Here is a 25,038-nt window from a genome sequence, read left to right as displayed (position 1 = left end):
GTAACTGTGGTACTCTTGTTTCTATCTTCTTGGTTCTATCCTCTTCCCTCCAAACTCTTTAATCGCAACGTCACTGCATTCTTATGCGCTTGCAACCCTTCGGCTTTAGCCATAATTTCGATCGCATTGCCAATGTTTTGAATCCCTTTTTCAGAGATTTTCTGAAAGGTCATTGCTTTCATGAAACTATCCAGATTTACTCCGCTGTAATTTTTAGCGTAACCATTTGTCGGCAAGGTGTGATTGGTTCCGGAAGCGTAATCTCCGGCACTTTCAGGAGTATAATTACCAATAAAAACAGAACCTGCATTTACAATTCCGTTGCAATAAAAATCATCGTATTGGGAACAGATTATAAAGTGTTCCGGCCCATATTCATTGATTAAATCCAAAGCAATCTGATCGTTTTCGACATAGATTAGTTTTGAGTTTTCGATGGCTTTTACGGCAATCGCTTTTCTCGGAAGCTCTTCAATCTGAATTTGTATTTCTTTTTCAACGGCTTCAATAAGTTTTTTAGAAGTGGAAACTAAAATTACCTGACTGTCTGTTCCGTGTTCTGCCTGTGACAATAGATCTGAAGCAACAAAGGCTGGAACCGCGGTATCATCGGCTACTACAAGCAATTCTGAAGGTCCTGCCGGCATATCGATCGCTACTCCAAACTGAGTAGCGAGTTGTTTTGCCACGGTTACAAATTGATTTCCGGGTCCGAAGATTTTATATACTTTTGGGATTGATTTTGTTCCAAATGTCATTCCGGCAATGGCCTGGATTCCGCCTACTTTTAATATTTTGGTTACGCCGCATAGATTAGCCGCATATAAAATAGCCGGATTTATTTTTCCTGATTTGTCTGGCGGAGAGCATAATACAATTTCTTTGCAGCCAGCAATTTCAGCCGGAACAGCCAACATTAGAACGGTCGAGAATAAAGGTGCTGTTCCGCCCGGAATGTATAAACCAATTTTCTGAATAGGTCTTTTTTCCTGCCAGCAATTCACGCCTTCCGTGGTTTCGATTAAAATTTTCTCTGTTTTTTGAGCGCTGTGAAATTTATAAATATTCTCTTTTGCTAACTGAACAGCTGATTTTAATTCACTTGAAACAGAGTCAATAGCTTCCTGAATTTCTTCAGGTGAAACTTCATAATTCTCTAAAGCGATTCCGTCAAAAATGGATGTGTATTTTGCTACGGCTTCATCTCCTTTTTTCTGTACTTCTCTAAAGATTTCTTTCACTGTAACTTCAATATCATCGATCGTTTTAGTGGGTCTCTTTAGTATTTCGGACCAGGTATCTGGTTTTGGATTGTTTATTTTATTCATTTTTTTTATGCTTTATGCTTTAAGCTGTAGGCTATAAGCAAGTTTATTGTATGTGTTTTTAGCTTAAAGCGTATTGCCTAAAGCCTAAAGCGAGCAAAGCTCTAAAGAACCATTTTTTCGATTGGGCAAACTAAAATCCCTTCGGCTCCGGCATCTTTTAATTTGTCAATTACATCCCAAAAGGTGTCTTTGTCGATTACCGAGTGAACACTGCTCCATCCTTCCTGAGCCAATGGCAAAACGGTAAGGCTTCGCAGAACCGGCAAGATTTTTCCAATTTCATCGATCTTGTCATTTGGAACGTTCATCAGTATGTATTTTGAATTGCGAGCTCTTAAAACGGACTGAATTCTAAATTTTAAGGTGTCGATGTGTTTTTGAATCTCCGGAGATACTTTAGGAGAAACAGCCAAAACAGCTTCACTTTTCAGAATTACCTCTACCTCTTTTAGATTATTTTTGAACAAAGTACTTCCGCTCGAAACGATATCTACAATGGCATCGGCTAGTCCAATATTCGGGGCAATTTCGACTGAACCTGAAATTTGGTGAATATCGACTGTAAGTCCAAAAGAATTAAAGTATTCGTTTACGGTATTGGGATAAGAGGTGGCAACGCGTAGACCTGCCAAATCTTGTATCGAATTGTATTCAAAGGCTTTAGGGACAGCTACAGAGACCTTGCACTTAGAGAATCCGAGTTTTTGAATCACTTCGATGTGTTTGGCTTTTTCAACAAGCAGATTGTCGCCAACGATGGCTAAATCTACGACTCCGTCAATGAGATATTGCGGAATGTCTGAATTTCGAAGGTATAAAACTTCTAGAGGAAAATTGGAAGCCTCGGCTTTCAACTGATCGTTTCCGTTGTTGATTGAAATACCACAATCTTTAAGGATTTGAATGCTGTCTTCGTTTAACCGACCCGATTTTTGAATTGCAATTTTTAATGTACTCATTTTTTAGTTTTTTTTTAAATTAATAGTCTGAGTACAAAGAAGTGGTATAAAAAAACCCGTTTGATGTACTCAAACGGGTTTTAAAATATGATGATTTACACACATACCATTAACACATCGCCTGAGAGCAATAATGAAAATGATGATGATGTAATTGAATAGAAATCATGAGTTGTTTTGTTTTTTAATTCTTTGATTCGGTTGCAAATATAATAGTTATTTTCATAAAAAAAGCATTTTTTAATTTAACTTAACGATAGTTTATTGTTAAATAAATGTCCAGGCCTTGGTTTTATTGGATTTTTAGAATTTACGGCAGCGTATTTTTATTTTGATTGAAATACAAAATAACCGTTGTCCCCACTCCTATTTCGCTTTCAATTTTAAATTTAATATGAAGTAATTCTGTTATTCTTCGTACAATTGAAAGCCCTAATCCAGTTCCTTTGATTTCTGGATGTTCCGTAGAGTTTGATCTGAAAAACGGACTGAAAATAGCATCTAAATCCTGTTTTGCTATACCGATTCCGTTATCCGAAATGGAGCAGACTACTTTTTCATTTTGTTCCGAAAGTAAAACGGTCACTTCGCCTCCGCTATGTGAATATTTGATCGCATTCGAGATAATGTTTCTAAGTATGGTGATCACTAAAAAATTATCCGATTCGATATAATAATCCTGTGAAACATCAAATTTGACTTTGATTTTTTGGCTGTTAATCTTCTCTGAATTTAATCGGAAAACATCTAAAATAACTGAATTTAAGTATACCGATTCTGTGTTGATATTTTTTTTCTGGTTTTCAAAACGTGCCATTAACAACAGCTGATCTACAAGCATGTTTAAATGATCAACTTCTTTGATGCAATAGTTTATTTTATCTTCATACTCCTTGTTATCACGAGGTTTACGAATTAAAACTTCAAGTGTTCCTTTAATAACGGTAAGCGGTGTTCTGAGTTCATGAGAAGCATCAGACGTAAACTCTTTCTCGCGCTCAATTGCGTCTTCAATTCGGTTTAAAAGGTTGTTTATCGTTTTTGAAAGCGTGTACAATTCGTCCTTTGTTTTGGGCAGCGCAATACGTGTTTTCAGATTGTCTTTGGTGATGACCTTTGAGGTATTAATGATGGCATTAATAGGTTTGATACTCCTTCCGGCAAAGAATCGGGCTATGAAAAACAACAGTATTAAAATACCCAGAAAAGAAAGGCACATGATGTCGAACAGATTTTTGAGCACCATTTTAGAATCAGCCAATGACATGGCTACAATGACATACCCTATTTTCTTGCCTTTGAGATGAAGCGGAACCTGAGTTTGTCTAATGGCATGGTCTCCCATTTTGGCGTCAAAGAGTTCAAAATCTTCAACAGAATCATTAAACTTGAGCGTTTGCGTTTTTAGATTCGGCGCTTTTTCGATGATTTTTTTGTTCAGATCCAAAAACTCAACAAACACGGGGTTTACATCTACAGTATTATGCTCTCTTTCGTTCCATTCTTCCTCGTCTATTAGTATAACTTTACCATTAACCTCTTTGATTTCTTCAAGATGATTCTGAATTTCAACTTTAATTTTTTCATCAATATGGCTGTAAACGGTGTGTTTTACAATAGAATAGATAACAGAAAAAACGGCTACGATTAATAGACCGGTGGTAATAATATAGTTTAATGCAATTCTGTTTTTAAAAGAAAGCTGTGTCATTTATAGATCGTTAGCGATATAGCCGATACCGCGAATTGTTTTAATATAATCTTCTTCAATTTTTAAATTGAGTTTCTTTCTGATGGCGTTCATAAAAACATCAATTACGCCTGTGTCGTATTCGAAATTAATTTCCCAAACATCCTTTAGAATCTGATTTCGCGTGCAGACTTTTCCTTTGTTCTGAATTAAATATTTTAAGAGCTCAAACTCTCTTTGGGTCAATGCAATTTCTTCATTGTTTTTTAGGACAATATGTTTCAATAAATCGATTTTGATTGTTCCCAGTGTCAGGTTTTCCGGGCCTTTCTGATTCCTAAAGTGAACTTTAATCCGTTCTACCAGTTCTTCAAAGCTAAATGGTTTTTTGATGTAGTCATTGGCTCCGGCCTTTAAGCCTTCAATCGTTTCCTGAACGGTATCTTTCGCTGTTAGAAAAATGATTGGCGTTTTCTGATCCTTCACTCTAATGGCTTTGCACAAATCCAATCCGTTAATTTTAGGTAGCATCCAATCTAATAAAATTAAATCAAACTGCTGGCTATGTATCAACTCAAAGCCTTTAGAACCATCGTTGGCGGTCGTAATTTGATATCCTTCTTCCTGTAGGCCCTGTTGCAAAAACTGAACAATACCTAACTCATCTTCAACTATTAGAATGTGCATTTTACTGATGAAATTTAGATTAAACGGTGATTTTCTAACCTCAAAGATAAAACTTTTGAAGTCAGAAAAGGTTTAAAACCATGAGAATAGGTGAAAAAAGTCACACTTAAGGAAACCTTAAGTTAACACTAAGCAAGGCAAAAGCATAACTTCATCCCGAATTAATTTAATGGAATTAATTTTGCCATAAAAGGAATAGCATTTTCATAATATGTGTTAAAACAGCTTAAATATTGCGTAAAGACAAGAAAAATTATACTATTTTCGCCAATTTTATAATCTTATTAAATGTTTTGGTATTTAAAATTTATAGTTATTTAAATTAAAAAAAGAATTAATGACCCTTTCAAAAAAGTTTTCCCCATTCTACAACCTTGGTCTGTTTTATTTTATTGTTAGCTTTCTGTTAAGAATTATCTTGTTTTTTCATCCCATAACACAAAGTTCATTTACCATTTTGCAGAGTTTAAAAATCTTCGTCTTAGGACTTGTATCTGATTTTTTTGTCTTTATTCCCGCCTGTATTTTTTTATGGCTGTACTTGATTTTTATATCCAATTCTAAATACAACAAACCCTCCGGTTATATCATTTTAGGCATTTTTGCTTTACTTTTTATTTATGTGGCTTCCGGAAAAAGTATTTTTGACGAATACGGTGGCGCATTGCCGCTAATTGCCCTGATTTTTATCGGAATTAAGATGGCTCTTTTTGCACTTTTATTGTTTCTTCCCAAGCTAAGAGCTAAAATTAGATACTGGTTATTTGCATTTGTGATTTTCTTATATGTTTTACTAATTCTGCAAAACGGATTAAGCGAGTATTTCTTTTGGAATGAATTTGGTGTAAAGTACAATTTCATTGCGGTAAATTATTTAATTTATACCAATGAGGTTATCGGTAACATTATGGAGTCCTACCCTGTTATTCCGATATTTTCTGCTTTGTTTTTGGTAACTGGAACAGTTACTTACTTTCTTCTGAAGAGATCCAGAAACTATATTGATGCTATTCCAACATTAAGCGAAAAAGTAAAAATTACGGCTATTTACCTAAGTTTATTGGCTGTTTCTTTAATTGCGATTCCAACGTTGGCAAAAACAGAAAGTTCAAAAAACGTGTTTGTCAATGAATTGCAAGCAAACGGATTGTATAAGTTTTACCTCGCGTTTGAGAACAGCAAACTGGATTATTTTAAATTCTACAAAACACTTTCGAATGAAGAGGCTTTTGTACTTTTGAAACAACAGTTTCCTACTATTAAAGGACAAACAACGCAAAGAACCATCACTGGTGATTCCACAGAAATTCATAAAAATGTGGTGCTAATTACTATTGAAAGTTATAGTGCCGACTTCATGAAGATGTACGGAAATGAGCAGAATATTACTCCTTTCCTGGACAGTCTGGCGCAAAAAAGTCTTCTTTTTACCAATTTGTACGCTACAGGAAACAGAACGGTTCGCGGGCTAGAAGCAGTAACTTTGTGCTTGCCTCCTACTGCCGGTGAAAGTGTGGTAAAAAGAGAAGACAATAAGAATAAATTTTCGACCGGAGCTATTTTTAAGCAAAAAGGCTACAATGTGAAGTATTTGTATGGCGGGGATGCTTTCTTCGACAATATGCAGGATTTCTATTCCGGAAATGGTTATGAGATTGTAGACAAATCGAGTTTTTCTCCGGAAGAGATTAGCTTTTCAAACGTTTGGGGTGTTTGTGATGAAGACATGTACAACAAAGCCATAAAGGTGATGAATGCGGAAGAAAAGCAGAACAAACCATTCTTCAATCATATCATGACGGTAAGTAACCACAGGCCTTTTACGTATCCGAATAATAAAATTGATATTCCGGGTGATGCCAAATCACGTGAGGGCGGTGTAAAATACACCGATTATGCCATGAAGAAGTTCTTTGAAATGGCCAGCAAGCAATCTTGGTTTAAAAACACGATTTTTGTAATTGTTGCCGATCACTGTGCGTCTAGTGCCGGAAAAACACAGCTTCCGTTAGACAAGTACAGGATTCCGGGATTTATTTATGATCCGAATGGGAAACCTCAAAAATACAATCAATTGATGTCGCAGATTGATGTGATGCCTACTCTTTTTGGGTTGCTAAACTTTAGTTATGAAAGTAAGTTTTTTGGTCAGGATGTTTTAAAACCGGATTACAAACCAAGAGCTTTTATAGCGACTTATCAGGATATGGGACTGATCAAAGACAATGTTTTAACGATACTGTCGCCTAAACAACAAGTAAAACAATTTGATTTGCAAATCAATACAAAACCCGGCATTGCTCCGGAATTTCAGATTGATTACAATGAAATACCTATGAAAACAGAAAGAGCTGACCTGGTAAAGGAGACTATTTCTTTTTATCAGACGGCTTCGGATATGCTTAAACATAAAAAGTATCAGTATTAGTCTACAGTCTCGGTCTCGGTCTCGGTCTCAGTCTCAGTTTTCAGTCTCGGTCTCAGTTTTCAGTACAAGCTAAGACCTAAAAATAAAACTCTAAATAGGAAACAAAAAAACAGCCTCAGATTTATTAGAATTTGAGGCTGTTTTCATTATAATAAATTTAGTTACAATCTGTAAACTAAAATCAAACATTGCGACTGCTACTGCGACTGCGACTGAAAACTCTTAATCATTTTGATTTTTCATTCCAAATAAGTCACCTTGTTGAAATAACTTTAAATCATCTCTTAAAGGCTGGTAGTTTCTTTGTGTAACTGCCGGTGCATCTAACTCGCTTAAATCAGGTTTTCCTGCATTTACCCATGCCGTGTACCAAAAACTTGCTGTAGCTGTAATGGCTTTTCTCATTTGACTTTCAACCATTCCGTTTAACTCTTTGTGCAGTTTCTTAGCGTAATCATCAGAGAAAACAGAAGTGTTGTATTTGCTTTTTAGCACTTTTCCTTCTGCATCCATTTTAAAAACCTGATTCTCCGGTGTGGCAGTTCTAAGTTTTTTATCTACATCCAATAACGGCTGAACTAAGCTATGCGTATCGTTAATCATGTCCCAGGTTGCTTTATGAACATCTTCATAATATTGTGCCTGCGGAACATTTAACTTGTAGTTTTTAGCAAATAACTCCGGAAGTCTGCTTTCCCAAAGAGAGTGAATTCCTTTTTGATCCGTCAACTGTCCGTCATGATTGGAAGAGGTATGCAACGGCATGTGTGCGTCACCTATATAATGACCTAAATCAGCCGCAAGAAACAAGATTTCTGCTCTGTTTTTGTCTTTAAAAGCTTTGGTTAATTTTACCATCATATCTTCGATATACCAAGGCAAGATTCCGTTTTCGTTTAAAAATTTAGCATCGTATTTTTTCTTTGCTGCCTCTAAAGTCTGCGGAATGCTGTCTACTCTGCCAAAACTCTCCATGTCAAAATAATGTCTTGGATTTTCGTCTTTGTAATTCAGGGCATATTTTCGGATATCTGGTACAGAAGCTTCTTGAGTAATAAAATCAATGTGGTTGTAAAAGAAAATTAAAAGCGGTTGTGGCAAAGCCATAACTGCAGCTTTATTAATACGTTCGTGACCAACAATCCCCCAGGATAGTGTCAAAAAACCAACTGCTATTGCAAACAATGCAATTAGTCTTGGTTTCATTCTTAAGTTTTTCATTTTTATTTTTGTTAGAGGTGCAAATTTATTTTATTTATGTACATTTCAAAGGGAATAGCAGTAAAGATTATGAAATTAAGTTTGTTTTATTTTTTTGATGCTGAAATCATAGAAGTTACAATTAAAAGTTTCTTTGTAAATTCGTTCCGTTTTACCCTAATTTCTAAAATATGCGCCTGATCCGACTTAGCCTTCTTTTCTTTTTCTTTGTTTCTGTTTGTTTTGCTCAGGAAGATATAGTAGAATTAAAGAATGTTTCCGATACTATTCTTAACCCCAAAAGAACGCTGCAGGTCTCTGATCCGTTGGATGCCGTTAAAACGATGCAAAAGCTGTTTCCGGGAAAAGTATACAATCTTTCGGATCACAATACTTTTATAAGCTGGAAATGCAAAACCTGCAAACCAGCTCCCTACAATGATGTTAATGGTCTCGAAGGCGATCAATTGTTTCCCTACGAGGATGGTGTTGCGACACGTGTTCTGGGGAACCTTGATTATACCGATTCTAAAGGAAATCAGTTTAAATTATTGCTTTTCAATCACTCTTTTCACGACGAAGACGGATTGCAGACCGGAAGATTTTCGGGAGGACTTGCAGGAGTCGCCAAGTTTGCAAAAAATGGTACAGTCTGGCAAATGAGATCGTTTCAGCCTGCCATTGCAGCCTTTGGTTCTTTTGCTCAGGCGCCCTCGCCTAAATTGGTGCAAATTGGAGAAGATCAGTATGCCTTTACTTTCACTCATGTTAATGGTGGTGCCGGAGGTCCATTTGAAGGAATTCTATATCTGGTTGCCGGATTTGATGGTAAATACCAGCCTATCCTGGCGGTTTACAACTACAAACTTACCAATGTTGCCAGTGTGGAATGGTCGGGTTCCTATGCGGTCGTAAACGACACAACGAAGAAACATTTTAGAGATATTATTGTCAAAACAACTGGTTCATTTAACAAAGCTGAAAAAGCCAATGATGAATTTGAAGTGAATTTACCCGAGGAAATAGTGGCTATGGCGAAAACAAAAAAGCAGTTTGATTTTGTAATTGAGAGACGTTTTTCATTTAAAGGCAACCGCTATAAGATGATTGATAAGCCAACTGTCAAATTTTCTAAGGTAAAATAGTCATTTTCTTTACCCTAAGTACAAAATTGAGGCAAGACCTAGGACAGCGATAAATATCCAAAGTAGAATTCCTTGCAACAAAGGCATTACTCCTACTGATTTTAAAGTAGTCACATTCAAAGTGGCGCCAATCAGGAATAAAGTAATCGTTAAACCCACTTTAGCGACAGCCACAATATGTGGTGCAATGATAGCGGTTTGTGGCACATAGGTATTGAAAAGCATGGCCAGAATAAATAAACCGATAAAGTACGGAATCTTAATTTTAGAATTTTTGTTCTTGAAAAGCACCGCAGTTAAAAACGATATTGGAATGATCCACAGCGCTCTGGCAAGTTTTACCGTAGTCGCAATTTGTAAAGCTTCAGCACCGTATTTATTCGCCGCACCTACTACAGAACTAGTGTCGTGAATGGCAATCGCACACCACAATCCAAAATCTTTTTGTGACAAATCAAGTTGATGACCAACATAAGGGAACACAAACAATGCTATCGAATTGAGTATAAAGATAACGCCCAAAGCAATTGACGTCTGGTTTTCATTTGATTTGATTACCGGTGAAATGGCCGCAATGGCACTTCCCCCGCAAATAGCAGTTCCACAAGAGATTAAGTGTGATGTTTTCTTTTCGGTTTTGAACCATTTCCCTAAAAAAGTCCCCAGAATTAAGGTACTAAAAATAGAAAATATGGTAAGTACAAAACCTTCTTTTCCGGCTGATAACGCTGCTGTAGCATTCATTCCAAAACCTAAACCTACAACCGAAAACTGAAGTAAAAAAGTGATGGCGACGGAGTTGAATTTTACAAAAGGATTTCCAAATACATTTACAAGCACTACACCTAATAATAAAGCTATTGGAGGTGAAATGATCGAGAATAAACACAGTACAATTATAAAAGCAAATAATGCCTGTTGCAGGTGTTGATTGATTTCAAATAAATGAGCCGAGGTATGTTGTGTTGTTTTCAAAATAAGTAATTTGATATTTCTTGTACAAAGGTCAGTCGTTTATATCATAATTACCAATCGTAAAACACGATAGGCTATAACTCTAAGTTATAGTAAGAGGAGATGTTTTGAATAAAAAGCTCCGATAGTGCGTTTGGTTTTCCAAGCAAAGTAATGATGTAAAAGTGACGTTCTACCGATAAACCAGCCACATCCAGAACCATTAATTCGTTATTCTTAAGCTCTTTATCTACTGCGTGTATGGACATAAAAGCCAGACAATCTGAATTTAATAAATAGGATTTAATACTTTCAGTACTTCCCAATTGCATTTCGATTTGTAAATCACTTATTTTTACATCGAGCTGCTTTAAAGCATATTCTATAACTTCAAGTGTTCCTGATCCACGTTCCCGGGTGATGAATTTCATCAATTTTAGATCTTCTAATGAAATTTCATTTTGTCTGATCAAAGGATTTTTGGTGTTGCACACTAAAACGAGTTCGTCTTTTAAAAACGGAGTATATTTAATGGATTGGTTTTTAGATTGTCCTTCAACAATTCCAATTTCAATTTCTTTGTTGATCAGCGCATTCTCAATTTGCTCTGTATTTCCATTCAGCAAATTGACTTTGATGTCTTTTTGTTTTTGATGAAAACGTGCCAAAACAGGAGAAATAATGTACTGAGAAATCGTTGTGCTAGCTCCTAGCCTCAATAAACCCTGACGTTCGCTGATAAAAGAGCTCATTTCAAAGTCTATTTCGCGATAGATTTCAAAGATGCTTTTGGTGTGTTTCAACAGGATTTCTCCGGCCGGAGTTAAAGCAATTTTGGAGCCGTTACGTTCAAAAAGTTTGGTTTTATAGGTTTCTTCCAGTTCCTGAATGTGTTTGGAAACTGCTGGCTGAGAAATATACAATTCTGTTGCCGCTTTAGTAAAATTAAGGCGGATCGCAACAGTGTAGAATACTTTTAGCCTGAAATCCATTGTATTAATTAGTTTTGTTTCATGTTTAAAGTTTCAAGTTACGTAAAAAAAATGTTTTTTTTGCGCTACGAAACTTTTCTACTATTTAAAGTAATCCATTGTATTTTCGGATAAACCATTCTGCGGTCAATACCAAGGCAATAAAAATGAATAGCCAAACCCAATCAATCAAAGGCGTTTTGGTGGAAACATTTTTTTCAATCGATTTGTATTCTTTATTCTCTAAAAGCTGTTGAATTAAATCATCGGCCTGATTTTCAAAGAAGGCTTTTCCATTGGTCTGAAGCGCCAGTTGTTTTAATTTCTGAACATCCGGATTTACAAATTGTTTTTCGATATCAAAATCTAAAATTTCAAAATGTCCCGAATAAGCTGTGTTTGTATTTAGTTCTTTTACCGTAAAATTATACTTCCCGGTTGATAATCCGTCCAGATTGACAGAGAACGAGTTGTTTCCTTTTAGTAAATCGTAGTTTTTTGCTTGTTTCGTTTCGGCATTTGTTACGGTAATCGTTAGTCTTGCCTTTTCGTCAAACTCATAGTTTTTATTAAAATACTGGGCGTTGATGACAATGGCCTCGCCCGAATTGTAAAAGCTTTCGTGCGTAACAACCAACGATTTTTTGGTGGTTGTAGAAGCCAGGTACTGAATGATTTTGTCGATAAAAACATCGTACTTTTCAAACGATTGGTTGTCGATATGGCTTTGTAAACGCCACTTCCAGCTGTTTTCTCCTAAAAGAAAAGCGGTTCTTTTTCCATGATCTTCAGTAAAAGCCAGTAAGGGGGCGTTTGTAGAAACGTTTCTAATTTTTGAAGAAAGCAAAACAGACACATTTCCGCTGGTTGTAACTGTTCCGAATAGATTTTGCAGGGGTGGATAGTTTTCAAAACCAATATTGTCTACCGCAAATAAATTAAATTGTGATTGAAATTCGCAGAGGTAATCTTCCCTTTGTCCGCTTATTTTAAACAATAGATTTTTTTGCTGTTGGTTCAGGTAGTTAAAATCGGTATTGTTACCCGTAATGATAAAGGTATTGGTTGCTGCCAGTTTGTTGTTGTCGAATATTGCTTTAAAAGCAGTTGTTGGCTGGTACAAAACTAAAACGGAAACTTCTTGTAACTGATTAATATCGTTTGGCTTAACCAAGATCACTTTACGCTGTGCATTCACTTCAATAGCGCGTTTCAAAGCTGCGATATCTGGATGATTTATGGCCGAAACGATTGCAATGGTCGATTTTTGATCGATGATTTCAACTGCAAAATTTTTGATGTTGTTGTAGCTGTTCTTCTCTTTGGTATTGGAAGAAACTGCTGCTTTAAAAACTTGAAGTCCTACTTTATCAGCCGGTAAAAGCAAGTTTAAGGTTGCCGTTTTTTTAGCAGGAGAAAAAGAAACTTTCTCTTTGGCAATAACTTTACCGCCCTGTGAAATGGTGAAATCGGCATTTGTGGTTTTATCCCCTGCGTATTGAAGGAATACTTCGACCGGGAATTTATTCTTGTGAAATGCGTATTTGTTTACGTTGAGCTGATTGATTTTCAGGTCTAAAAAAGTGGTTGTATCTCCCACAACCAAAGGATAAACTTTATTGACAGGATCAAAACGATATACATAATCGTTTCCTGTAGTTTGATTTCCATCTGTAATAATTACGGTTGGAAAGATCAGGTTTTTGTTGATGCTTTTTAAATTTTTGGCGACTTCATCAAGATTGGTTTGTTTTCCTTTAAAGTCAAATTTCTCAGAAGGCTTAAAATCGGCATCAAACTGATAGGACTGAATTTCAAACTTTTCGCGAAGCGCAGGATTTGAAATTAATTTCTGGTGCAGTTCGACCGCTTTTTGATCTGATTTCAAAGCGGTAATGGAACTTGAATTGTCAACGGCAATTGCAAGCGGTGTTTTGGTAATCTCAAGCGAATTTTTGGTCATTATTGGGTTTATCAATAAAACCAGCAGTCCAAAAATGGCTAAAAAACGTAAAAAAGCCAAAAACCAAATCACATTGGATTTGTTTTTGGCTTTAAAAAAATATTGAAAATACGACAAACCAACTGCGATTACTAAAGAAAGTAATATTAATAGAATCGTGCTTGTAGTCATATTTTTGTTTGGTTTACAGTTTACGGTTGTGATTTACAGTTTACAGTCGCAGTTTTCAGAACCTGGGAACTCTTATTGAGGGTCAGGAATGAAACTGTAAACTGAGAATGAGAACTGAGACTTTTTTAAGTAAGCATTCCTCCGCAAACATTAAGTACTTGTCCTGTAACGTAAGAACTTAGGTCTGAAGCTAAGAAAAGACAAGCATTAGCAACATCTTCTGCACTTCCACCTCTTTTTAATGGAATACCTTCTCTCCATCCTTTTACTACATCTTCATTTAATTTTGCAGTCATCTCCGTTTCAATAAAACCAGGAGCAATTGCATTGCAACGAATATTACGTGATCCTAACTCTAATGCTACAGATTTAGTAAAACCAATTGCACCTGCTTTTGAAGCTGCATAATTCGTTTGTCCTGCGTTTCCTGAAACTCCTACTACTGAACTAATATTGATAATAGAACCTGAACGTTGTTTCAAAAAGGTTTTTTGAATTGCTTTTGTCATATTAAATACAGATTTCAGGTTTACATCGATAACCTGGTCAAAATCTGCTTCAGACATACGCATTAACAGGTTGTCTTTTGTAATTCCGGCATTGTTAATTAAGATATCTACTGTTCCGAAATCAGCCAAAACAGCATCCACAAAAGTTTGCGCTTCATTAAAATCGGCCGCATTAGACTGGTATCCTTTTGCTTTAATTCCTAAACCGTTCAATTCAGCTTCTAAAGCTTCTGCAGAAGCTACAGATGAGCTGTATGTAAAAGCAACATTTGCGCCATGTTTAGCAAAAACTTCAGCAATTCCTCTTCCAATTCCACGACTAGCGCCCGTAATAATGGCAACTTTTCCTTCTAGTAATTTCATAATCAAAAATAATGTTAATATTTATTTGTAGCTAAGCTGTTCTTTAGGTCTCTTTTTTTGTGAAAAATTACATAAAAAACAGGGCTATGAATGACTTGTCAAATATATGATAATTCCCTTTTTAAAAAAATTACTCTTGCTATAATTTATGATTTAAGCGGATTGTTTAGAAATAATCATAAAAAAACCGTTTCAAAATTATGAAACGGTTTTCCGTATTTATAGCTATTTAAAGTAAGATTTAAAGAGCATTACAACATCATTTATTACGAAAGAGACCTACTCACAAACCACGCCGTCTATTGTTGCTCTGCAGATTGGTTCTACCGGCTGTTCAGGTGGAAGCATGATACAAGGCCCGTTATAAGGAAAAGGTGTCCAGGGAATAGTACATCTCGTTCCACCGCTACCGTTTACTCCTTTTAGTTCTTCTTTACTTAGTACTTCCACTCTTGAGAAGTTTAAAATGGTTTTTAACATAATAAAATTGGTTATTTAATAGGTTTTGTTGTCTCAATCGTTTTTTGTCCGTTGAGTTTCAGACATAAAATCAGTATTAAATTACGTATTTTTTTTTGCTTAAAAAAGCAGCCCAAATTTGAGCTGCTTCCTTCAAAATAAAAAAAACTAATAAAAAAACTTATATGGGCAACTTTGTTCACTGCTCTAAATCGTAAACTCTTTTGTTGTAATTATAGTCCCAAAAGCTTTTTTCTATTCAAAATAATGTTATTAAAGTTTACTGGAATGCCCAGGTTGTGAATCTAAACGGTCCTGTTGCCGATGTAAACGTAAATACAGGATTTGTGGCTCCCACAGTAAAACTTTCTCTTTTAAAGTATAATCCTCCCGGGTTCATTATTTGATCGTCCAGATCCTTTAAATAAGCCGGTGCAGGAATATCAACTGCTGCTGCAAAAGTACTTCCCGAAGTCCACTTAGTTGTTGGCGTTAAGTATATGATTTTCTTTGTTTGATCTGCCGATAAGGTAAAGAAGTGATATACTCTTGTTATGACTCCTGTAGCGCTTGTAAATCGGTATTCCACATAACTTCCGTTAGGAGTGTTAAACCAAGGTTGTACTCTGCTTAATGTTGTACCGGCTGGTCTGGAAGCCTCAACAGCTCTGAATAATGCAAGAAACGAAGCTGAATTTGTGGATGCAAGCGTTAATATCGACCTGTCATGACCGTATACTAAGTTGGAGTTTGCCGGTAGCAGTATCTTGTAATCATCAGTCAATGCTAAAGGTTGGTTACCGTATTTAATGGTTGCAGTAACGCCACCAGTTCCGGTTGCGATAAAACTGCCATCTGTATCATTATAAGTAAAGGCTGATAATTTCTGACCAGCTACGGTTACTGCAGGACTTACTACAATACCTGTAGGCGTATACCCTACTCCCATGCTAATAACTGATTCAGAACCATCAACAGCTCTTGAAACTGCATATCTGGTAGCCGTTGTAAATGAAAAATCATATCTGGTAACTTTTGCACCATCATTAACCTCCAATGATCTGAATAATGGTCTGGTTGAAGCTCCTATAACATTTTTTTCTGTTGCAAGATTTTTAGGTAAGTCAGTCCAGTCCTGAGCAGTCGCTTTTACAAAACGTACTTCTCTTACCAATCTGTTGCTTCTAAAAACAAGATCTCCGTTTTCCTGTCCGTAATACAAAAACTGAAAATCTCCTAAATATCCTTTTCCTCTCAAAGCGGGAATTGGAAAGCTATTTGAATCTGATAAAAGGTGAATTCTGTTGTACGTATTAAACAATAAACTCATGGTACTCCCCAAAACAACGGAATATTCACTGGTATAAGTTTTAGTATCGCTATTAAAATCGGATGCCATTTCTACTTTATTGTTTGGAAGAAACTTGATCAAATGGGTATATCCGCCCAATTGAGTATCGTCTGTAAAATACACTGCTTTCCATCCAAATTCAGACGAAAGTAATGCGGTGTTTAATTCACTTTTCTGCTCATTCAAACGTTCTGCCGGTGTTTTATCAAACTTTGGTTCCGCATCGGTATCGTTTGCGCAGGCACTGAATAACTGTATGGTCAGGAATCCAATTATCAGATACTGTACTATATTTTTTAATTTCATAATTTGCGATTTAAATTAATGGCTTAATTATTTATAACATTGGTCGTGTTTACTTGTGCTGCATCTCTCAAAGCATAGAAGTCCATATTAAAAGCGTCTTTATAATACTGAACGACCATGGCTTCTTTTTGTTTGATTTTTGCTCTTCCGCTATCACTCGCGCTGGCAAGTAATGCATCGTATTCTGCTTTTGAACTGATTAGTATTACCGAAGCTGTTTCTGCAAAATCTTCAATAATATTACTTCTGGCATAATTCGTCACAAACCCTAAGTTTTTAGAGGTTTGGAGATTTTCTAAGTGCCAGGTTGCTGTATAATCTGCAGGAGTAACTTTTTGCCACGCTTTTTCGTCAAAAGGTTTATTCTGATTCAAAATATGTACATATTCGTGCTGAATGGTGTGGATGAATTCGGTAACACTTGCACGGTTTTTTCTATTCAGGTAGTCTACCTCGAACAATGTAATTCTTTGTCCTGAATCTGCAATCCCTAAAGTTCGGGTTCCATTGGTATTAGAGTTTACCCCTCCTACCAGAACAATTTCTCTTGGAGCCACTTTTTTTACAAAATCAGCACCACCAATGGTAGAATAACTGTTGATCCAGATTTGTTTCACTACCTCCAATGCCGGTTGCACACTATTGACAGCCGGAGGAAAAAGAAACCGGTTATTGTCTACTGTATTCTGATTCCATTTGTATTGCGCGTTGATATTATACGGATTTAGGTAATTGGTATCAATCCAGGTGTCTAAAGCTGTTTTCACAGGCTGCTTATAATCTAATTGACTGTCACCTGGCCTGTCTTCATGGGTACAGGCTGCTAAAGTTAAAACTCCGGCTAGTAGTACTATTGCTTTATATTGTTTTATTGTTTTCATATTTCTAAAATTTTGATTCGAAATTTTATCTCGGATTTTTTACTACTCCGTAGTTAGATGCGCTTAACGGTATTTGCAATGCGCGACGCTTATCATCTTTAGTTAATGTAATTGTCGGCTTACCAAAAGTCGCATGGCTTACAACAATATTAAAGCGTTTTACATCAAGCCATCTCAATCCTTCATGAACAAAATCTCTTCTACGCGTCTCTGCAATTGCTTTTACATAAGAAGTCTGTACAGGGGTCATTGTATAAAACGGAGTAAGTTCGTCTGCTATTACAGGATATAATGTCGTTATTCTTGCTTCAGTCAGTTTATCGGTTGTAGCGTTATAACCTGTTGTTCTGGTACCTAAAAAGAACTCCAATTCTGTATTGGCTTCTGCTGTTCTGCCTTTCATTACTAATGCTTCGATACGATTCAGATAAAATTCGTCGTTAGATAAAAGCACTATTCCCGCGTAAGCAATTCCAATATTGGCTGTTAAATTGGTGTATTTAAAGTATTCTTCAAATTTTGGTGTAAACAATGTTCTACTGCTGTTGTAGCTGTAAAAATCATATACCCATGCCTTTCCAAAAGGATTTGTACCTCTAAAAAGCTCTGTCTGTTTAGGATCTGTCAGGTAAAAGTTGCTTCCACCGGCAGATCTTCCAATTAGTGTATTTGGAGAGGCTACCAATAAATTGGATGTTAATGACGATCTGGAATACTCTATAAATTGTACATCCGGAGCCAAATTTGCTAAGGTTGCATAATCTTTAATTTTTGTTACCGGTTTAGAACCAAGACCTTCTGAAATTTTTATAACATTGTCCCAGTCACCCTTTACCAAATAGAAACGGCTGGCAAATGCTTTAGCAGCTTCTATGTTAAAGTGAAATTTTGGTTCTTTGTAGTTGTTTGTTACCAATGGAAGGCCTTCTTCTATATCTCTCTGAATAAAATCAAATACTTCCTGTACCGTATTTCTGGTGTAGTTTTTTAATAAGGAAGTTTCAGGTTCTTTAACATAAGGAATTCCCAAATCAGTTCCAGCGGTGGCCGGATTGTATCGCTGTGACCAAAAAGTAACGAGCATAAAGTGTGCATAAGCTCTGGCAATTAAAGCCTCGCCTTTTTGTGGATTTAAAGTTGCAGGGCTTCCTAATTCCTCAATCGATTTTAAAGCCTGATTGGCATGTGCGACAGCTCTGTAACAAGCGTCCCAATAAAACGCCTGAGTATCTATGTTGGTCTCGTCCTGCATTTCCCAATTGTAACTTTGCGTACTTTTTACACTTGCGTTGTTCAATTCGGCATCTGCTACGTTATCCGACATTGTTTCTGCCAAATCCATATAAGAAGCCTGAGGATAAGCATTTACTAATAGTTCTGAAATTTTTTCAGGGGTATTAATTTGTGTTCTGTTATCGGGTACTTCAGACAGGAATTCATCACAACTACTAAGACTGATCAGTAATAGTAAAGCAAAAAGCACCTTTATATTTTTTATATTGTTCATAATCAACTGTATTAGAATGAAAGGTTTAGTGAAAAACTGTATTGTGTTGTGATTGGAAAAGCAACACCTCCCGTATTACGGAACTCAGGATCTTGTCCGTTTAATTTCTTATCTGAATAAATTAACCAAGGGTTAACCGCAGAAGCTTTTAAGGTAAAATTGCTTACCCCTAATTTTCTTTGGAAATCTTTAGGAAATTCCCAGCTTAACGATACGTTTTTCAATCGTACAAAATCTCCATCTGCAATTCTTACATCAGAATAATTATACGTATTGTAAGCACGTCCTAGAGTGTTAATTCCGCCATAATTTGTAATTAAACGTTGATCAGCGATTACAGGAACATCTGTATATTGTTCGTCGCCCGGATTGATCCAACGGTTTGTAAAATCTTTTGTAAATACTGTTAAATCATCGTATTGGCTGCTATAAGAAGGGTTTAAACGAACTTTGTTTCCTCCTGATCCCACGATAAATACATACAATGACCATCTTTTGTAAGTAAAGGTGTTGGCTAAACCAACTGATTTGTTTGGTTCGATAGATCCTTCATATTTCAAATAATCCGTAACATTTTCGGTATCCTGAAAATTAGATCCTGTAACGTTACTTGTTGCTCCATCCTGTAAAAGAAAAGTTGGAAGTCCCTGATTGTTTAATCCTGTAAACTGGTAAGAAAAGATTGAATTTCTTGGATGTCCGATAGCATTTCCACCGTTTCCATCTACTAAATCAAACGCCGATGGCTTGTTCTCTAATTTTGTAATTTCCTGATTGAACACAGAGAAGTTAAGTGTAGTTGACCATTTGAAATCTTTTGAAACAATGTTTTGAGTGGTAATACCCAATTCAAGACCTTTGGTTTCCATGTTGGCATTGTTTCCTTGTTTAACTCGCTGCCCTCCGATTCCGGAAGTCACCACATAATCAACTAAATCAAATGCTTTACGGCTGTAAACATCTGCAACAAACTGAACTCTGTTGTTAAACATTCCTAAATCAACTCCTATGTTTGTTTCAAACTGTTTTTCCCAGGTTAAATCACCATTTTGCAATTCATCAATATTAATTCCGTTTTCTCTGTCAGGAATTCCTAAACGATCTGTAATAAAACTTCTGTAAATGGCTAATGAATTGGTTGCAGGACCTGCAGTTGCAGTTAAACCGTACGACGCTCTCAAAGCCAGGTTGTTAATTTTTGGAAGGTTTTTCATGAACTGCTCTTCAGTAACATTCCATTTACCACTAAAAGTATAGGTTGGCAGCCATCTTGAAGACCCGCTGTTTCCTTGTCTGTTAGATCCGTCATAACGTCCGGTAATAGACCCCGTATAACGACGATCGTAAGTATATCCTACTTTTCCAAAGAAACCAACAGTACGCTCTCTTTCTGCATTAAATCCGTAGTAAGAGTTTCCTTCGTTGATGATTTTTTCAATCAATTTTGGATCTGTAAAAGCTGTTAAGCCTTTATCGTACTGGAGCCCGGCTGCAGTAAAATTGTCACTGTTTCTGTCTAATGAACGCAATTCGGTACCAAAGAAACCTTCTAACTCATGTTTGTCGTTTAGTGTGTTTCTGTACGTTATACTGTTTCGAATATTATAAGAAGTCAATCCGTTTGTAAATTTTCTTAAAAATCCTCCGTGAGGCAATACCGAAATTGGCGGTGCAGTCAAATCTTCAGGGTCTTTGTACAAAAAGATATTGGCATTTCTAACCGTTGTATTTACTCCATCCGCTCCGTATTCTGTACCGGCTTTATACGCACCCACTACGTTAGAGTTTTCGTAAATCTTATGCTCTCTTGTTGTATTGGCATAACGGGCAGATCCTGTAAGGTTATAACTTAGGTTTTTGTTGATTTTATAATCTAAATCCAATTGAAAACGAATGTCTTTTACTTTAATATCCAGAATATTATTTTGAAGTTCATTGATAATATTCATCGGAGCCCAGTTGTTTCTGTAGTACTCCAGATTACGATTTTCATCATAAGGTCTTAAAGTTCTACTAGTGCTTAAAACATAGTTAAACGGGTTGATATCAAAATCTCTCGTTACATTTCCGAACACCACATCCTGTTGGCTTTCGTAGGTTCCGGGAGCTTGCTGATCACGCACAGATGCCAGTGTTGACATCGTAATATTTAAATTGTCATTAATGTAAAATGTCCCTTTAATGTTTGATGACAATTGTTTAACGTTATCAGCAATAGTCCATCCCGGATCGGTATAATAACCTAATGAGGCATAAAAAGTGTTGTTTTTTCCTCCACCCGAAAAGCTCAAAGAGTGATTTTGGGTAATAGAAGGTCTGAACAAAACTTTAAACCAGTCTGTATTAGCTAATTCATATTTTCTTAAGAAATTATTTCTTCTTACCGGATCGTTGTTTACTAAATAACCTCCCGTTTCAGGCACATAAGTATTGATAGCACGGCTTAAAATATTGTATACTCCTCCGTATCTTCCCTGTAAGGTTGATGGCACATCCAGAAATCCTTTTTGTTCCATTTCTTTTAAGATACTCATAGATTCCTGAGAATTTAGAATGTCGTACTGGGAATAATTAGGGACTGTTCTCACCGTATTTTCAACAGAATAAGCCACTTTTAAAGGAGAATCTCTACGTCCTTGTTTCGTTGTAACCACTACAACACCGTTTAACGATCTTGATCCATAAATAGAAGTTGCAGAAGCATCTTTTAAGATTTCTATGCTTTGAATATCATTTGAATTCAGTCCTGCAACAGATGAACTTAACAAGGTTTCTGAATTTCCGGAAGCCAAATCTGCAAAAGAGATGTTGATGATATCTTCCTGAACAACACCATCAATTACCCATAAAGGTTTTGTATCTCCAAAAATAGAAGAAGATCCACGAACTGTAATTTTAGGAGCAGTACCAAATGTTCCCGTAACGTTTTGTACGGTAACTCCGGCAGCCTTTCCTTCAATCATTCTGCTGATATCTACTACTCCGTCTACTTTTAATTCAGCTCCTGAAATTTTACTTATTGCTCCTGTAAAAGTCCTTTTTGATGTTTTTTCATAACCTGTAGTCACTACAACCTCTTTTAGATTTTGTCCTGCTTCATTCAGAACAACTGTTGGTGTAGTATTCCCGATTCCTATTTCTTTTGTCTCCATTCCTACATAAGAAATAACCAAAGCCGTACTGTTTGTTGGCATTTCGATCGAAAACTTACCGTCAAAATCCGTTAGTACCGCTATTTTTGTTCCTTTTACCAGTACAGTAGCTCCCGGAAGCGGACTTCCGCTCACATCAGTAACAGTACCTTTGATAATTGGACCCGCAGCCGTTAAAATTTCAAACAAAGAGTTTCCTGCTTCAGTACCCGCAAAAGGATCTGCTGCAGTGCTTTTTTGCAGGATAATCTGGTTACTAACTTCGGTATAAGTAATATTAAATGGTAATAAAATTCGATTCAGGACACTTGATAAAGTTTCATCATTAGCGTCTATACTCACTTTTTGATTTAGTTGTGGTAGTCTTGAATTGTACGAAAATTTTACGTTTGCCGATTTCTGTAATTTAGACAAAGTGTTATCTAAAGTTAAATTTGTAACATTAATAGTAACTTTAGTATCTAGTTTTTTTTGCCCATTTACATCATTTGCCATGGCAACACTTGAAAACACAAGTGCCAGAATAAACTGAAATAGTGTTATTTTCATGATTCGATGGAGTAATCGTTGTTTAACAACTGGTTTTTTCATAATTTTGGTTTGTTTTGATTAATACTGTTCGAGTGTATTTTAAGAAACGTACTCAGTTGCTCTTTACAGAGAGCAATTTGATTCCTTTAAGTGTCGATAATGTTACAGCATTTCGGCACTTTTTTTCTGCATTCTCTTTTACATAGGCATAATTTTGGTTTTGGTTATTTTTGGTTGTTTTTATTTTTAGAATCGAACTTTACAATTACAGTTGTAAAGCAGGATTAGTTACATCCGTCAGATGTTATAATGATTTGATTTCCATTCATTTCAAAAGTGGTGTTGTTGCCAATACTATTACACACAATTTTTAGTTTTTCCATCAAAGGCTGATCGCTAAGAGAAGTTGTAAGATGGCAGTCTTTTAGTTTGTTTTTTGGATAGTCAATATCCACGAGATAAGCCTGTTCTATCGTTTCAAAAATTTGCGATACCGGAATATCCGTAAATTCAAAGCTCAGCTGTTCGATATTCCCTACACTACGGGTAAGAACTATATCCTGAGTGATATCTGTAATTTTATTGAAGCTCAGATCTTTTCTTTGAAAACGAAGTGCCTGATTGGGCAATAGCACAACTTCGTCCTGATCTGACTTAGAAATTAAATCATTTGATTTTACCCTTACTTTACCGGTGCGAACAAGAACTTCAACATCAGGTTGATCGGAATACGCCTTGACTCTAAAACTAGTTCCGACTACCTTCGTTACAATTTCGTTTGCATAAACGAAAAAAGGCTTTTTAGGATTTTTACTAATTTCAAAGAAACCTTCGCCGGATAAATACACCTTTCTTTCGTTTCCGGTAAAGATCTTAGGATAACTTAATTTACTTTTAGGCTGGAGCAAAACAGAACTACCGTCAGATAAAGTAATGATTTGTGCTTTGTCTGAATTGTTCGTTTGTTCTACTAATCCTTCATTATTTTCATTAATAAGTTCGTTGTAAGTAACTACTTTACTTTCTGGAGTAATAATTGGGTTGTTAAAAATCCAAAGTGATCCTAAAGCGATAACTAAAGCTGCAGCAATACCGCTAAGAAAATACTTTTTAAGGAATCTTATCTTTGAGTTTTGGCTCGAATTGATTTCGTTTTCTTTCTCTTCAATTTTAATCCAGGTAGTCTGTAAGGCTTTATAAAGTTCTGGTTGAGTTATGGTTTGCTCAGGCACTTTCATGGCCAATAACAATACTCTCGCATCTTGTACCAACTTGGCGCGTCGGCGGCTTTCTAATGTCCATTCCTCCCAGCCATCATTGTCAATTTTAGACAAAATCCAGGACTGGAATGATTCATCAGATAAGAAATCTTCAATTTCGGTATATTTATTACGTTTTTGCATCTAGAAATAGGGTTACAAAAACAATAGAGGACAGGTTCTTTATTATATACTCACTAAATTGTGATTTTTTTTTAATTCTATATAAATAAAATTAAAAAGTAGTTGAATAAAGCAGAAGAATTAACGAAATACTACCCTTCCACTCTTTGCGAAGCGTAAGTAAACCGCGGTGTAGCAAGTTACTTGCCGACTGATAATTGACATCGAGCATTTCAGCGATCTGATCTACCGTTAAGCCCTGATGATATCTTAAATACAAAGCTTCTTTTTGTCGTGCAGGCAAATTGTTTAATAATTTATTCAAATGAATCACTTTTTCTTTTGTAGCATAATCGTCATCTATAAGATCATGTTCTACAGAGAATTCCAAAAGAAAAGCAATTGAATCTGTGCTTGCCGATTTACGAAAAATGCGATCACGTTCGTACAAACGTGCAATTCGTTTGCGCACACTCGAAAGCAAATAGGCTTTTACAACAACCGAACTTTGCAGCCCGTGTCTGTAAACCCAGATATCTGTAAAAACATCCTGAATACAATCCTGCACTTTCTCGGAATTAGGAGAGAGAGAATTTCCATAATTTACGAGACTTGCGTAGTATTTTTCAAATAAAAGAGAAAATGATTTTTCATCTCCATTTTTCAAGTTAGTCCAAAGCGTAAGGTCGTCAGAAGTACTGAATGGTAGAGTTTTGGTATTCATATAAATCGCAATAGAATTCTTGAAAATAAGCAGTTGTTTTTAACATAAAGAATACGATTTTTTAACATAATTCTTTACATCGATGCGATAAATATATAAAAGCAAATATATAAAACAAATTTTTTAACTAAAAAAAGACCGCTATTCCTATAATGAAAACGGCCTTTTTTATTGACTTCACGGGGTTTAGCTTAATTTTTTTTTAATGTACGGGTTCAAATGTTTTTGTAAATTGTCAGATTTTATTGCTACAGTTTCTTAGCTTTTTTTAACATTTATTTATGACTGAGTTTGCCTTTTGATTTCATTTTAGATCGCTTTGCGAGACAAACTGTTAACTCTTTTGGCGTTTAAAAATGTCATCAATCCTTAATAAT

At 35.9% G+C, this 25,038-nt stretch carries 18 protein-coding genes; 2 read left to right on the top strand and 16 right to left on the bottom strand.

Going from position 1 to position 25,038, the window contains the following annotated elements:
• Nucleotides 1-35: 35 nt before the first annotated feature.
• The 4 genes from hisD to ACN1CN_RS00980 all read right to left on the bottom strand — a co-directional run bounded on the left by hisD (nt 36) and on the right by ACN1CN_RS00980 (nt 4,664).
• A complete protein-coding gene (hisD, locus tag ACN1CN_RS00995; protein WP_419134320.1) occupies nt 36-1,328 on the bottom strand; it encodes a histidinol dehydrogenase in 1,293 nt (430 codons plus the stop codon).
• A 101-nt stretch (nt 1,329-1,429) separates the two neighbouring features.
• A complete protein-coding gene (gene hisG / locus ACN1CN_RS00990) occupies nt 1,430-2,287 on the bottom strand; it encodes an ATP phosphoribosyltransferase (protein WP_264523937.1) in 858 nt (285 codons plus the stop codon).
• Between the two features lie 310 nt (nt 2,288-2,597).
• Nucleotides 2,598-3,998: a sensor histidine kinase gene (locus ACN1CN_RS00985; RefSeq protein WP_419134319.1), complete on the bottom strand. Its 1,401-nt coding sequence runs from the start codon at nt 3,996-3,998 to the stop codon at nt 2,598-2,600.
• A complete protein-coding gene (locus ACN1CN_RS00980) occupies nt 3,999-4,664 on the bottom strand; it encodes a response regulator transcription factor (RefSeq protein ID WP_291287358.1) in 666 nt (221 codons plus the stop codon). It abuts the gene before it with no gap.
• A 337-nt stretch (nt 4,665-5,001) separates the two neighbouring features.
• Here ACN1CN_RS00980 and ACN1CN_RS00975 point away from each other — a divergent pair, with 337 nt between their 5' ends.
• On the top strand, nt 5,002-7,092 hold the full coding sequence (locus ACN1CN_RS00975) for an LTA synthase family protein (RefSeq protein ID WP_419134318.1): 2,091 nt from the start codon (nt 5,002-5,004) through the stop codon (nt 7,090-7,092).
• Between the two features lie 222 nt (nt 7,093-7,314).
• Here ACN1CN_RS00975 and ACN1CN_RS00970 read toward each other — a convergent pair whose 3' ends face one another.
• The gene (locus ACN1CN_RS00970; RefSeq protein WP_291287360.1) at nt 7,315-8,313 is read right to left on the bottom strand and encodes a zinc dependent phospholipase C family protein; all 999 of its coding nucleotides are present in this window, start codon (nt 8,311-8,313) and stop codon (nt 7,315-7,317) included.
• Between the two features lie 170 nt (nt 8,314-8,483).
• On the opposite strand from ACN1CN_RS00970, the gene ACN1CN_RS00965 reads away from it, so the two are divergent.
• Nucleotides 8,484-9,437, top strand: a complete 954-nt coding sequence (locus ACN1CN_RS00965) for a hypothetical protein (RefSeq protein WP_419134317.1) — start codon at nt 8,484-8,486, stop codon at nt 9,435-9,437.
• A 9-nt stretch (nt 9,438-9,446) separates the two neighbouring features.
• On the opposite strand, the gene ACN1CN_RS00960 is transcribed toward ACN1CN_RS00965, so the two are convergent.
• The 11 genes from ACN1CN_RS00960 to ACN1CN_RS00910 all read right to left on the bottom strand — a co-directional run bounded on the left by ACN1CN_RS00960 (nt 9,447) and on the right by ACN1CN_RS00910 (nt 24,661).
• Complete coding sequence (locus ACN1CN_RS00960; protein ID WP_419134316.1) at nt 9,447-10,412, bottom strand: YeiH family protein; 966 nt, start codon at nt 10,410-10,412, stop codon at nt 9,447-9,449.
• Between the two features lie 74 nt (nt 10,413-10,486).
• Nucleotides 10,487-11,383, bottom strand: coding sequence for a LysR family transcriptional regulator (locus ACN1CN_RS00955; protein WP_419134315.1), 897 nt, complete (start codon nt 11,381-11,383; stop codon nt 10,487-10,489).
• Nucleotides 11,384-11,468: 85 nt separating this feature from the next.
• The gene (locus ACN1CN_RS00950; protein ID WP_419134314.1) at nt 11,469-13,496 is read right to left on the bottom strand and encodes a hypothetical protein; all 2,028 of its coding nucleotides are present in this window, start codon (nt 13,494-13,496) and stop codon (nt 11,469-11,471) included.
• A gap of 125 nt (nt 13,497-13,621) precedes the next feature.
• Nucleotides 13,622-14,368, bottom strand: a complete 747-nt coding sequence (gene fabG / locus ACN1CN_RS00945; protein ID WP_264523946.1) for a 3-oxoacyl-[acyl-carrier-protein] reductase — start codon at nt 14,366-14,368, stop codon at nt 13,622-13,624.
• 279 nt (nt 14,369-14,647) lie between these two features.
• On the bottom strand, nt 14,648-14,848 hold the full coding sequence (locus tag ACN1CN_RS00940) for a hypothetical protein (RefSeq protein ID WP_291287365.1): 201 nt from the start codon (nt 14,846-14,848) through the stop codon (nt 14,648-14,650).
• Between the two features lie 259 nt (nt 14,849-15,107).
• Nucleotides 15,108-16,484 carry a DUF4302 domain-containing protein gene (locus tag ACN1CN_RS00935; RefSeq protein ID WP_419134313.1) on the bottom strand — a complete coding sequence of 459 codons (1,377 nt, stop codon included), beginning with the start codon at nt 16,482-16,484 and terminating at the stop codon, nt 15,108-15,110.
• A 23-nt stretch (nt 16,485-16,507) separates the two neighbouring features.
• Nucleotides 16,508-17,365, bottom strand: coding sequence for a zinc-binding metallopeptidase (locus ACN1CN_RS00930; RefSeq protein ID WP_419134312.1), 858 nt, complete (start codon nt 17,363-17,365; stop codon nt 16,508-16,510).
• Nucleotides 17,366-17,390: 25 nt separating this feature from the next.
• Entirely contained in the window at nt 17,391-18,872 is a 1,482-nt protein-coding gene (locus tag ACN1CN_RS00925; RefSeq protein WP_264523950.1) for a RagB/SusD family nutrient uptake outer membrane protein, read from the bottom strand.
• Nucleotides 18,873-18,883: 11 nt separating this feature from the next.
• On the bottom strand, nt 18,884-22,615 hold the full coding sequence (locus ACN1CN_RS00920; protein WP_419134311.1) for a SusC/RagA family TonB-linked outer membrane protein: 3,732 nt from the start codon (nt 22,613-22,615) through the stop codon (nt 18,884-18,886).
• A 224-nt stretch (nt 22,616-22,839) separates the two neighbouring features.
• Nucleotides 22,840-23,958 carry a FecR family protein gene (locus tag ACN1CN_RS00915; RefSeq protein WP_264523952.1) on the bottom strand — a complete coding sequence of 373 codons (1,119 nt, stop codon included), beginning with the start codon at nt 23,956-23,958 and terminating at the stop codon, nt 22,840-22,842.
• Nucleotides 23,959-24,049: 91 nt separating this feature from the next.
• Nucleotides 24,050-24,661: an RNA polymerase sigma factor gene (locus ACN1CN_RS00910; RefSeq protein ID WP_419134310.1), complete on the bottom strand. Its 612-nt coding sequence runs from the start codon at nt 24,659-24,661 to the stop codon at nt 24,050-24,052.
• Between the last annotated feature and the right edge of the window lie 377 nt (nt 24,662-25,038).

It is taken from the genome of Flavobacterium sp. T12S277 (genome assembly GCF_048514875.1).
GTDB lineage: Bacteria > Bacteroidota > Bacteroidia > Flavobacteriales > Flavobacteriaceae > Flavobacterium.
This window is presented reverse-complemented; position numbering and strand designations above follow the sequence as displayed.